We start from the raw sequence: 12,683 nt of genomic DNA, 5'->3' as shown, positions 1-12,683 counted from the left end.
TTCAAATGTAAACTAAAATCTAACACCATAAAAATCTGTAGAAACTTAGTACCTTTGCGCCTTAGAAACTTAGTTGCTTTTCATCCCAATGATTTTAACAGACACGCATACCCATTTATATTCCGAAGAATTTGAAAACGACAGAACCGAAATGATACAACGGGCAATAGATACCGGAGTTTCTCGTTTTTTTGTCCCGTCAATTGATTCGAATTATACGCAGAAAATGTATGCGCTGGAAGCCCAGTTTCCTGAAAATGTTTTCTTGATGATGGGCTTGCATCCTACCTATGTCAAAGAAAATTATCTGGAAGAACTAGCCCATGTGGAGGCTGAACTGACTAACAAAAGATTCTATGCTGTGGGCGAAATAGGGATTGATTTGTTTTGGGACAAAACGTTTTTGAAACAACAGCAACATGCCTTTCAACATCAAATTCAATTGGCCAAAAAACACCAGCTAGCCATCAACATTCATTGTCGCGATGCCTTTGACGAAGTTTTTGAAGTGTTGGAAAGCGAAAAAGCAACTGATTTGTTCGGCATTTTCCATTGTTTTACCGGTGATTTTGAACAAGCCAAAAGAGCTATCGGCTTAAACATGAAGCTTGGTATTGGCGGTGTGGCGACATTCAAAAACGGAAAGATTGACCAATTTCTAAATGAAATAGATTTGCAACATATCGTGTTAGAAACCGATTCGCCTTATTTAGCACCGGCCCCTTTTCGCGGAAAACGAAATGAAAGCAGTTACACCAAACTCGTTGCCGAAAAGCTGGCGACTATTTACCAACTTCCCATCGAAGAAATTGCCCGAATTACAACCGAAAATTCGAAAGCTGTTTTTGGGATTTAATACAGAAATTACTAGAAATTGACTTTTTTTTTGTTCTTTTGTTCATCTTAAATTGTGAATTAAAATGCAGAAATTTGATTCTATTCGTCCGTTTTATGATGCTGAAGTAAATGAAGCCATTCATACTGCAGTTAATCATCCGATGATGAAAGCTTTAATGAGTTTTACATTCCCCGATGTGGACGAAGAAGTTTGGAAAAACCAACTCAAAAAAACGCACTCCATTCGCGATTTCCAATGTAATTTTATTTATCAGTCGGTTCAAAAGGTGTTGGCCAAAAGTTCAGATGGGTTAACGACTTCGGGGTTTGAAAAACTGGAGCCTAATACGTCTTATCTTTTTATTTCCAACCACAGAGATATTATTCTTGACACTTCCTTGCTCAATGTGGCCTTGTTTGATCATGGCTTAGTGATGACGGCTTCGGCTATCGGAGATAATTTGGTCAAAAAATCTTTCCTGAAAACCTTATCCAAACTCAACAGAAACTTTTTAGTACAACGCGGTTTACCCCCAAGAGAATTGCTGGAAAGTTCTAAAGTAATGTCGGAGTACATTGGTCGTTTATTGCTGCGCGAAAACCGTTCTGTATGGATTGCTCAGCGCGAAGGCAGAACGAAAGACGGCAATGATGCTACCCATTCGGGCGTTTTGAAAATGTTGGCTATGGGTTCTGACGAACCTAAAATGCTCGATTATTTTAAGAAAATAAAGATAGTTCCGGTGTCTATTTCGTATGAATACGATCCTACGGATGCCTTGAAAATGCCACAGCTTATCGCAGAAGCCAAAAACGAAATTTACATCAAAGAAAAGAATGAAGATTTTGTGACCTTATTAAGCGGAATCATTGGGCAAAAGAAACGCATTCACATTCATATCGGTGATGTGCTGAACCAAGAATTGGAGGAAATTGCCGCTGAATTTGACAACAATAACAAACAAATACAAGCTTTGGCGCAAGTTATTGATGATTCTATTTTGCAGAGTTATATGCTTTGGCCTACCAACTATATTGCTTACGATTTGTTGCACAAAACCGATAAATACAAAGGGTGTTATACCGAAAACGAAAAGTCTTTGTTTGAGCGTCGACTTGAAATGAAAATTGACGAAAACAATCCGCAAATGGTGGAGAGTTTCTTAGCCATGTATGCCAATCCGGTGGTCAATAAAACAAAATACCAGCATGTTGTCTAAGCCAAACATACTGCTGCTTTATACCGGCGGAACTATTGGTATGATGAAAGATTTTGAGACTGGTGCGTTGAAAGCTTTCAACTTTAAAAAGCTGTTGCAAAAAATTCCCGAGCTCAAACAATTGGATTGTAATATCGAAACCATTTCGTTTGAAAAGCCCATCGATTCTTCTAATATGAGCCCTGACAAATGGGATTTGATAGCCACCATTATTGAAGATAATTACGCCAAGTTTGATGGTTTTGTAGTGCTTCACGGTTCGGATACGATGTCGTACTCTGCGTCGGCCTTGAGCTTTATGTTAGAACATTTGCATAAGCCGGTAGTATTTACCGGTTCACAATTACCTATAGGCGATTTACGCACAGATGCTAAAGAAAACTTGATTACCGCCATACAAATTGCTTCGTTGCAACATAAAGGAAAACCGGTAATTCACGAAGTTTGTTTGTATTTTGAGTACAAATTATACCGTGGCAACCGCACCACCAAAATTAATGCCGAACATTTTAATGCTTTTGCCTCGCCAAATTATCCGCCTTTGGCTGAGTCGGGCGTGCATTTAAAAATTAATGCCAATGCCACCTTGCAAAAGCAATCCAACAAGAACTTAGTAGTACATAAATCGCTAAACGATAATGTTGTGGTCGTAAAAATATTTCCGGGCATGAATGAAACCGTCTTGTCTTCTATCCTAGCCATTCCAAATCTGAAAGGGATTGTTTTGGAAACTTATGGTTCGGGGAATGCACCTTCTGAAGATTGGTTTATACAGGTTTTGAAGAAAGCCATCAAAAATGGTTTGCACATTGTAAACGTAACCCAATGTTCGGGTGGCAGTGTTAGTATGGGACAATATGAAACCAGTACACAACTTAAGAAAATCGGTGTCATTTCGGGGAAAGATATCACTACAGAAGCGGCCATTACTAAGTTAATGTACCTGCTGGGACAAAATGTGGCACCGGCAGTTTTCAAAACCATTTTTGAAACGTCACTGCGTGGTGAAATGCAGTAATAAATTGCCAAACTAACTTTTTTTACTGAAAAAATTTGTTGTTCTTTGCAACACAAAAAGAGAGGTGTCCGAGTGGTTGAAGGAGCAAGCCTGGAAAGTTTGTATATGGGTAACTGTATCGTGGGTTCGAATCCCATCCTCTCTGCTAAAATAAATGTTATGCGAATCTATTTAGTCTTAATCGCTTTCTTCATGACATTTGGCGTAACGGCTCAAAATGTGGAAACTGATTTTGATGCCCCTGATTCGCTTTATCGGGAAGACCAATTTTACCTCAATATCACTTATAACATTCTTCAAAAAGGTCCTTCCGGCTTGAGACAAAATAAATTTTCTACCGGACTGTCAGGGGGTTCTTGCGCGACATGCCTTTTAGTAAAAAAAGAACATGGTCTGTGGCTGCAGGCTTAGGCTATACTTTAGCCATTTATAACCAGAATATGGGGATTACAGATGTCAACGATGTACTGACCTATCAAATTCTGAATTCAGAGAGCGTTACGTATTCCAAAGACAAACTAGCGTTGCATTTTGTTGACTTGCCAATTGAACTAAGATGGCGTGATTCGACACCGGAAAGTCATAAGTTTTGGCGCGTTCATTTTGGAGTAAAACTCAGTTATCTGTTTTATGACCAATATAAATTGATTGCTTCCAATGGGACTTCTAAGATTACCAATAATAAAGACTTAAACGATTTTCATTATGGCGTGTATCTGACTACCGGTTGGAACACTTGGAATATCTACGCTTACTACGGCTTGAATCCGTTGTTTAAATCTTCTGCCAAAATAGATGGTCAGGCCATTGACATGAATACGGCCAATTTTGGACTCATGTTTTACATTTTATAGCCAAAAATAAAGCAGAACTACTTGTGGTAACACGCCACACAAAACGCCAATCCACAACTCTTTATTAGTATGGGCTTTCATAGCCAATCGCGAGGAAGCGACCAAACCATTCATAATCACTAAAAAGGTCACTAGATTAGTGGTGTTGATTTCGTTTTTAAGACTTAAACCAATGATGAAAACGGTTAAAGCACTTAGTCCAATCATGTGGATGCTGGCTTTTATTTTGGCATACAACAATATAAACGCAAAAAAGGTACTGAACAATCCGCCCAAGAAGAAGAAATACAACGAGGGAAACCGATCAAAGGTGATGCTTTTTTCGATTAAGATGGTGAACAATACCATTTGCAGCAACAACGGAATTTTGCGGTGGGCAAGCTCCGAAAGCATAATGGTATCGGCCTTTCCAAAGGCTCGCAGCAAATAAAAAAAAGCAATCGGCATTAAGAAAGTAATGATGATTATTTGCAGAAAAAGAAGCAAATACTGCGGCATTGAAAAATACGGTCCATCCAACAACACATAAAAAACAGTACCTAATAACGGAATGAAAATGGGGTGGAAGAGATAGGAAAAAAAGGGAAGGATTTTTTTCAAAGTCATAGATTTACAGCAAATATAGTAAATAGGAGGTATTGTTCGGCAAAGTAAAGAAACGGGCGGGACTAGAGTACTTTTTCGTTTGAAGCAAAGGAATTTTTATAGCGGTGCGGTTGATAAAATAAAGACTTCAGTAGCTTTCCTCCAAATGATGTACATGTTTTACCCCAAAGATGTACATCTTTTACCCCAAAGATGTACATCTTTTAAGCAACTGATACGGACAAAAATAATGTATCGTCCTGAAGAACTCAAAAAGAGGATAGGAGTTATTAAATTTTCTTTCTCATTCGGGCCACAGGAATATCCAGTAACTCACGGTATTTGGCGATGGTTCTTCGGGCAATAGGATAGCCTTTTTCTTTTAAGATTTCAGCCAATTGATCATCCGGTAATGGTCTTTGTTTGTCCTCTTCTTCCACAACGGTTTTCAGGATTTTCTTGATTTCCAAAGTCGAAACGTCTTCGCCTTGGTCGTTTTTCATCGCTTCCGAAAAGAACTCTTTGATTAGCTTGGTGCCATAAGGCGTGTCCACATATTTGCTGTTAGCTACGCGCGAAACGGTAGAAATATCCAATCCAACCATATCGGCGATGTCTTTCAAAATCATCGGCTTTAGCTTGGTTTCTTCTCCGTCTAAAAAGTACTCTTGCTGAAAATGCATGATAGCATTCATCGTTACAAAAAGGGTTTCCTGACGTTGTCTGATGGCATCAATAAACCATTTGGCAGAATCTAATTTTTGTTTGATGAACTGCACGGCATCTTTTTGTGAATTCGATTTATCGCGTGAGTCTTTATAGGTTTGCATCATTTCCTGATAATCTTTGGAAACGTGTAAGGTAGGCGCATTTCTGCCGTTTAGGGTCAGCTCTAATTCGCCATCAATAATGCGAATGGCAAAATCGGGCACAATTTGTTCTACCACCCTGTTGCTGCTGTCGTAGGCTCCTCCCGGTTTGGGGTTTAGTTTTTCAATTTCTTCAATGGCTTTTTTAAGGCGATCTTGCGAAATCTCATATCTCAGCAATAGTTTTTCATAGTGCTTTCTGGTGAAAGCATCGAATTGGTTTTCGATGATATCAATAGCCAACTCAATATATTCGGTTGGGGTTTTGTGTTTTAGTTGCAACAACAAACATTCCTGCAAGTCTCTGGCACCAACGCCCGAAGGATCTAATTCGTGTACAATGTGCAGTATTTTTTCGACGGCTTTTTCATCGGTGTAAATCCCTTGCGTAAAAGCCATATCATCAACAATGTCCTGAATGCTTCGGCGCAAATACCCGTCATCATCAATACTGCCGACCAAAAATTCGGCAATACTGCGTTGCTCTTCGGTTAGGATAAAAGTATTGAGCTGATTGATTAAATCCTGATGAAAACTTACCGCTTCCGCAAAAGGCATATCGAGGTCGCTGTCATCATCACTGTAATTATTGGCCTGGAGCTTATAATCGGGAGTTTCGTCGTTGCTTAAGTACTCGTCAATGTTGATTTCGGTATCAATGTTTTCGCTGCCTTCGTAGTCATCAAACTCATCAACGTTGTCAAACTCGTCTTTTTCAAACGACAGTTCTTCTTCCTCTTTACCACTTTCCAAAGCCGGATTTTCCATAATCTCTTCTTTCAGTCGTTGTTCAAAAGCCTGCGTAGGCAATTGAATTAACTTCATCAGCTGAATTTGCTGAGGAGATAATTTTTGTGATAATTTTAGATTTAGGAACTGCTTTAACATGCCGAGGGTTTTTAAAATTCTGCGTTTTGAGGCGTTCTCGGGAACGGAATAACGTCGCGGATGTTAGTCATACCGGTAACAAAAAGGACCAATCTTTCAAAGCCTAATCCGAAACCGGAGTGAACGGCCGAACCAAATCGACGCGTGTCTAAGTACCACCATAGTTCTTCTTCATCAATGCCGATAGCTTTCATTTTTTCTACCAAAACATCATAACGCTCTTCTCTTTGCGAACCGCCTACAATTTCACCAATGCCCGGGAACAGGATGTCCATAGCGCGAACGGTTTCTTTACCTGGTTCGGTGTTGTCATTCAAACGCATGTAGAAGGCCTTGATTTTGGCCGGATAGTCGAATAAGATTACCGGACATTTAAAGTGCTTTTCTACCAAGAAACGTTCATGCTCACTTTGCAAATCAGCACCCCATTCCTCGATTAAATATTGGAACTTCTTCTTTTTATTTGGTGTAGAGTCTCTTAAAATGTCAATAGCTTCAGTGTAAGAAACGCGTTTGAAATCGTTGTTCAGTACAAAGTTTAATTTTTCCAACAAAGCCATTTCGCTGCGTTCGGCTTGTGGTTTTTGTTTTTCTTCGTCTAACAATCTTCCTTCTAAGAACTTTAAATCATCGGCACATTTGTCAACCGTATATTTGATCACATACTTGATAAAGTCTTCGGCCAAGTCCATGTTGTCAATCAAATCATTGAAGGCCACTTCAGGCTCAATCATCCAAAACTCAGCCAAGTGACGGGACGTGTTGGAGTTCTCCGCACGGAAGGTTGGCCCGAAAGTATAAATCTGTCCCAAAGCCATGGCAAAGGTTTCGCCTTCCAATTGTCCGGAAACCGTCAGGTTAGTATGTTTTCCGAAGAAATCTTTTTTGTAATCGATTTGTCCGTCTTCTGTTCTTGGCAAGCTGTCTAATGGTAAAGAGGTCACTTGGAACATTTCTCCGGCGCCTTCAGCATCAGCACCCGTAATTACCGGTGTGTTTACATAAAAAAAGCCTTTTTCCTGAAAATATGAATGCACCGCAAAAGCCAATACCGAACGGACACGCATGATGGCTCCGAAAGCATTGGTTCTGACACGCAAATGCGCATTTTCTCTAAGGAATTCCAACGAGTGTTTCTTAGGTTGCATTGGGAATTTCTCCGCATCGCAATCTCCCAAAATCTCTAATTGGGCTACCTGGATTTCATATTTTTGTCCGGCTCCTTGGCTTTCCACTAACTTTCCTGTCAAGGCCACAGCGGTTCCGGTATTGATTCTTTTCAGGGTTTCTTCGGGTGTGTTTTCAAAATCAACCACACACTGTAAATTATGAATAGTCGAACCATCGTTCAACGCGATAAACTGATTATTTCTAAAAGTTCTTACCCAACCTTTTACGGTTACTTCATAGTTCGTTTGGTCACTGCTTAGTAAGTCTTTAACTTTTGAATGTTTCATTTTAGAATAAGGATTAAAAATTAGGATTTAGGAATGTAAAACTTAGGGTTTTATCTCTTAAATCTCATTGCAAATATAATTTTTTTTATGGTTCGTTTTCTTCGGAATTATCTCTGTAAATATTGAGGCTAGGCTCATCGGTTTCGTCTTTTATTTCCTTCTTGCCGCCCCATTTTTCGGTAGTTAATACCAAAGCCGGAAGAACAACCAAGTTAGCAAACATAGCAAAGGTAAGCGTTACCGAAATCAATCCGCCCAAAGCAATCGTTCCACCAAAGCTTGACAAGGTAAAGATAGCAAATCCGAAAATCAAAACCACCGAAGTATAAAACGTACTAACTCCGGTTTCGTGTAGCGCACTTGTTACTGCTTTCTTAATCTTACCGCCGTTCTGAATCAAGTCATGACGGTATTTGGCCATAAACTGAATAGCATTATCCACCGAGATACCGAAGGCAATACTGAAGACCAAAATAGTAGAAGGTTTCAACGGAATACCAAAGTAACCCATCAATCCTGAAGTAATACAAAGCGGCAGTATGTTGGTAACGACCGAAGCAAAAATCATTTTCCACGAGCGGAACATGTAGGCCATTAATCCGGCAATAAGCAATATGGCAAAGATTAGCGATTCGATGAGGTTGTCAACCAAATAGGCGGTTCCTTTTTGAAACACTAAGGCTTTTCCGGTAACGGTTACTTCGTATCTGTCGCTTGGGAAAATCGCGTCTATTTTGGCGTGCAATTTCTGCTCAATTTTCGCCATTTCTTCGGTGCCGATGTCTTTCATGAACGTAGTGATTCGGGCGTATTGACCGGTTTTATCCACGTAACTTTTCATCAAATTTTCTTTAGACCCTTTGGTAGCGTTTTTGGCATACGACAAAATGAAAGCTTGTTCTTGTGAATTGGGTAAATCGTAATATTCAGGATTGCCGTTGTAAAAAGCCTGCTTGGAGTATTTCACCAAATTAACAATCGAAACCGGTTTGGACAGTTCAGGAATGCTGTCGATGGTGTTTTGCAGTTCCTCCATTTTTCGCAACGTGGAAGCTTTCATCACGCCTTTTTTGCGTTTGGTGTTAATCATAATTTCCAAAGGCATAACTCCGTTAAACTCTTTTTCAAAGAAGACGATGTCTTTGAAGAAGGAAGCCGATTTGGGCATTTCACCAATTAAACTGCCGGACACTTTCATTTGAGAAACCCCAATTACACTTAAAGCCAGCAACAATCCGTAGATGGTGTAAATTAAGGTTCGCTTGTTTCTAACCAAATTTTCTACCGAATTCAGTATCGTCGAAAGATAATTTTTGCTCAAATGGTTCAGGTGTTTTTCTTTAGGCAACGGCATAAAGCTGTATACTATCGGCACCACCATCAGCGTCAATAAATAAACCGTGATTACATTGATGGAAGTGACCAAACCAAATTCATACAACAAATCATTTCCGGTAATCATGAACGTGGCAAAGCCGATGGCTGTAGTCAAATTGGTCATCAAAGTAGAAACCCCGATTTTGGAAATGACCCTTTGCAAAGCCTTGGCCTGATTGCGATGCGTTTTGATTTCCTGTTGGTATTTATTAATCAGGAAAATACAGTTGGTGATCCCGATAACGATGATTAACGGCGGAATAATAGCTGTTAGTATTGTGATTTTGTAATGAAACAATCCTAAGGTTCCGAAGGACCACATCACACCTACGATTAAGATGCAAATAGAGATAAATGTGGCGCGGTGCGAACGGAAAAACAAAAAGAAAATCAAGGAAGTGATAAACAAAGCAGCGCCGATGAACAAACCGATTTCGCCTTTCATGTTCTCGGTATTGATGGTTCGGATATAAGGCATGCCCGATACTTTCAAATCAATTTTGGTGGCTTTTTCAAACTTTTCTACCTCGGGAACCACCACGTTTAAGATGAATTCTTTTCGAATGGGTGAGTTAACCACTTTCTTGTTGATGTAAATGGCTGAACGAATGCTGCCCGATTTTTTATTGAAAAGCAACCCTTCATAAAACGGCAAGTCGTTAAAAAGTTGCCTTTTGATTTCGGTTAAATAAGCCGGGTCAACCGTTCTTTTTTGGTCGATTAACGGAACTAATTCAAATTTTTCTAAAGCGTCGTTTTTCTGCAGTTTCTTCAAGTCATTCAACGACACTACTAACTCAACCTCCTTGTGGGACTTCAAATTGGTCATCATTTCATTCCAAGCTTTATAAGCTTTTGGGGTGAAAAAAGTATTGTCTTTAATGCCGATAACGATGAGGTTTCCTTCTTCGCCAAAAGTATTCAGGAACTGGGTGTAATCTTTATTGGCTTTGTGATTTTTAGGCAATAAGTTGGCTTCGTTGTAGGTCATGCCCACATTTTTCCATTGCATGGCCAGGAAGATGGTTAGTACCACAATTCCGATGCTGATGGCAATTCGGTTTCTCAGAATAATTCCGGCGAGAAATTCCCAAAATCCGGCAGTTAATTTCTTTTTCATTCTCATTTTTAAAACGGTTGCAAAGGTAATGAAAACGGACAAAAATGGGTAAGAATTCTCAAAAGTTTTATTGAATTTAACATGCGACAAAAGGCAAGGATTAAATTATTGTTAACGGCCAAAAAAAATCTAAAAAATTACATTGCTTTTTAGCATCTTTGTAGGCAGAACGTCATAATTAGTTGGATGAGAAATTTAAAAAATACGTTATTCTACTTAACCGTTACCGGAGGGTTTACCGCCTTGATGTACTGGATAGTAGAACAAGGGAAATTGTTAGAAGTAGGCCGAAAAATTATTTCACCTTCCTCATCTGACACGCAATGGGCGCAATTTCTCTCCTCATTATTTCACAACCTGCAACATCCGCTGGCGTTATTGCTTTTTCAAATCATTACCATTGTATTGGTGGCTCGTGTTTTCGGGTGGATCTTCAGAAAGATTGGACAACCTACGGTAATTGGGGAAATCATTGCTGGTATTGTTTTGGGACCTTCGCTTTTTGGCTTGTATTTTCCGGATATGAAAGAAGCCTTGTTCCCGGTTGATTCTTTGGGGAATTTACAATTGTTAAGTCAGGTGGGTTTAATCCTCTTCATGTTTGTCATTGGAATGGAGCTCGACTTGAAAGTACTGAAGAACAAAGCCAATGAAGCGGTCGTTATCAGTCATGCCAGTATTGTAATTCCGTTTGCTTTAGGTATCGGATTATCTTATTATATCTACCATCAGTTTGCTCCGGCCGGCGTTGAGTTTTTGTCGTTCAGTTTGTTTATGGGCATTGCGATGAGCATCACGGCTTTTCCGGTTTTGGCCCGAATAGTGCAGGAGCGAGGTATTCACAAAACCCGTTTGGGAACGATTGTTATTACTTGTGCCGCTGCCGATGATATCACTGCTTGGTGTATACTAGCGGTGGTTATTGCCATTGTAAAAGCCGGAAGTTTTGTGAGTTCGTTATACGTAATCGGATTGGCCATCGTTTATGTTTTGTTGATGTTGTTTGTGGTAAAGCCGTTCTTAAAACGTGTCGGCGATTTGTATGCCAAAAAAGACAATATTAAAAAACCGGTCGTGGCTATTTTTCTTTTGACCTTGATTGTTTCGGCTTATGTGACAGAAGTTATCGGAATCCATGCTTTGTTTGGGGCCTTTATGATGGGCTCGATTATGCCGGATATTTCCCGTTTCAGAAATATTTTCATCGAAAAAGTAGAAGATGTATCGGTGATTTTATTGCTGCCCTTGTTCTTTGTATTCACCGGATTGCGAACTGAAATAGGATTGATTAATGAACCCTATTTATGGAAAGTTACGGGTTGTATTATTGCGGTTGCCGTAGCCGGTAAGTTTTTCGGAAGTGCTTTGGCGGCTAAGTTTGTTGGTCAGAACTGGCGTGATAGTTTGACTATTGGAGCCTTGATGAACACCAGAGGATTGATGGAATTAGTGGTTTTAAACATTGGGTACGAATTAGGCGTGCTTTCCCCAAAAATATTTACTATGATGGTGATTATGGCATTAGTTACCACCTTCATGACGGGGCCGGCACTGGACATCATCAATTTTATATTTAAAACCAAAGACGTTATTATTCCTTCAGAGGTTAAGAAGAAAGCGGAGTTTAAAATTCTGATTTCTTTTGGCAACAATGAAAAAGGAAAATCATTGCTTCGTTTGGCCAACAGTTTGGTAAAGAAACAAACTGAAACCGCCAATGTTACGGCGATGCATTTATCTAACAGCGACGAAATGCATTCGTATAATTTAACGTCTTACGAAGCGGAAGTTTTTGAGCCTATTTATAAAGAATCCAAGAAATTGAATCAGGAAATCACCACTATCTTCAAAGCCACCGGTGATATGGAATCGGATATAGCCGACATTGCCTTAGAAGGAAAGTTTGATTTTGTGCTGGTAGGTTTAGGAAAATCTATTTTCGAGGGAACGTTGTTGGGTAAAGTGCTTGGCTTTACTTCGCGTATCATCAATCCGGACCGATTGTTAGACAAATTCAAAGGAAAAGAAGGCTTGTTTGAAAACTCTCCTTTTGATGACAGAACGCGTTTAATCATCTCCAAAACCAAAACCCCGTTAGGCATTTTAATCGACAAAGATTTGCATAAGGTTGATAAGGTTTTTGTGGGTGTTTATGCCATTGGCGATGTGTTCCTGATTGATTATGCGCAAAAATTAATCTTCAACAATGACTCACATGTCACCATTTTAGAAAATCACGGGCAAACCAAAAACAACTTTATTGTTGAAAATGCGTTGGCGGCTTTAGAGCAAAAATACCCGGATAATATCGAGGTAATCAATCCGGAAAAACTAAACAAACCACTATTGTCGCAACAAGATTTGGTGATTTTCAGTATGGAAACCTGGAAAAAAATGGTAGATGACGAAGTGAGCTGGTTAACAGATATCCCTTCTGTTTTGATTATTAAGCCATAAG

10 protein-coding genes and 1 tRNA gene are annotated in these 12,683 nt (G+C 39.5%); 7 read left to right on the top strand and 4 right to left on the bottom strand.

Annotation, left to right across the window (positions count from 1 at the left end; translation table 11 throughout):
• The first annotated feature begins 88 nt into the window (after positions 1 to 88).
• The 6 genes from GUU89_RS03355 to GUU89_RS03335 all read left to right on the top strand — a co-directional run bounded on the left by GUU89_RS03355 (position 89) and on the right by GUU89_RS03335 (position 3,929).
• Entirely contained in the window at positions 89 to 856 is a 768-nt protein-coding gene (locus tag GUU89_RS03355) for a TatD family hydrolase (protein WP_162126596.1), read from the top strand.
• 64 nt (positions 857 to 920) lie between these two features.
• Positions 921 to 2,057, top strand: a complete 1,137-nt coding sequence (locus GUU89_RS03350) for a 1-acyl-sn-glycerol-3-phosphate acyltransferase (RefSeq protein WP_162126595.1) — start codon at positions 921 to 923, stop codon at positions 2,055 to 2,057.
• A complete protein-coding gene (locus GUU89_RS03345; protein ID WP_162126594.1) occupies positions 2,047 to 3,075 on the top strand; it encodes an asparaginase in 1,029 nt (342 codons plus the stop codon). The genes GUU89_RS03350 and GUU89_RS03345 overlap by 11 nt, the downstream gene beginning before the upstream one ends.
• A 58-nt stretch (positions 3,076 to 3,133) precedes the next feature.
• Positions 3,134 to 3,220 (top strand) — tRNA-Ser (locus tag GUU89_RS03340).
• Positions 3,221 to 3,234: 14 nt separating this feature from the next.
• On the top strand, positions 3,235 to 3,486 hold the full coding sequence (locus GUU89_RS14935) for a hypothetical protein (protein ID WP_235921962.1): 252 nt from the start codon (positions 3,235 to 3,237) through the stop codon (positions 3,484 to 3,486).
• Entirely contained in the window at positions 3,471 to 3,929 is a 459-nt protein-coding gene (locus GUU89_RS03335) for an outer membrane beta-barrel protein (protein WP_235921960.1), read from the top strand. The genes GUU89_RS14935 and GUU89_RS03335 overlap by 16 nt, the downstream gene beginning before the upstream one ends.
• Here the strand turns inward: GUU89_RS03335 and GUU89_RS03330 are convergent.
• The 4 genes from GUU89_RS03330 to GUU89_RS03315 form a co-directional block, all read right to left on the bottom strand.
• Complete coding sequence (locus GUU89_RS03330) at positions 3,924 to 4,535, bottom strand: hypothetical protein (RefSeq protein WP_235921958.1); 612 nt, start codon at positions 4,533 to 4,535, stop codon at positions 3,924 to 3,926. The two genes, GUU89_RS03335 and GUU89_RS03330, sit on opposite strands and share 6 nt — an antisense overlap.
• A 269-nt stretch (positions 4,536 to 4,804) precedes the next feature.
• Complete coding sequence (rpoN, locus tag GUU89_RS03325) at positions 4,805 to 6,271, bottom strand: RNA polymerase factor sigma-54 (RefSeq protein WP_162126592.1); 1,467 nt, start codon at positions 6,269 to 6,271, stop codon at positions 4,805 to 4,807.
• Between the two features lie 11 nt (positions 6,272 to 6,282).
• Positions 6,283 to 7,728, bottom strand: coding sequence for an asparagine--tRNA ligase (gene asnS / locus GUU89_RS03320; protein ID WP_162126591.1), 1,446 nt, complete (start codon positions 7,726 to 7,728; stop codon positions 6,283 to 6,285).
• An 85-nt stretch (positions 7,729 to 7,813) separates the two neighbouring features.
• Positions 7,814 to 10,225, bottom strand: a complete 2,412-nt coding sequence (locus GUU89_RS03315) for an efflux RND transporter permease subunit (RefSeq protein WP_162126590.1) — start codon at positions 10,223 to 10,225, stop codon at positions 7,814 to 7,816.
• A 186-nt stretch (positions 10,226 to 10,411) separates the two neighbouring features.
• On the opposite strand from GUU89_RS03315, the gene GUU89_RS03310 reads away from it, so the two are divergent.
• The gene (locus GUU89_RS03310) at positions 10,412 to 12,682 is read left to right on the top strand and encodes a cation:proton antiporter (protein ID WP_162126589.1); all 2,271 of its coding nucleotides are present in this window, start codon (positions 10,412 to 10,414) and stop codon (positions 12,680 to 12,682) included.
• Position 12,683: the final 1 nt, after the last annotated feature.

It is taken from the genome of Flavobacterium phycosphaerae (genome assembly GCF_010119235.1).
GTDB classification, from domain to species: Bacteria; Bacteroidota; Bacteroidia; order Flavobacteriales; family Flavobacteriaceae; genus Flavobacterium; species Flavobacterium phycosphaerae.
The sequence above is the reverse complement of the archived record's forward strand: the minus strand, read 5'-3'. Positions and strand labels throughout refer to the sequence as shown.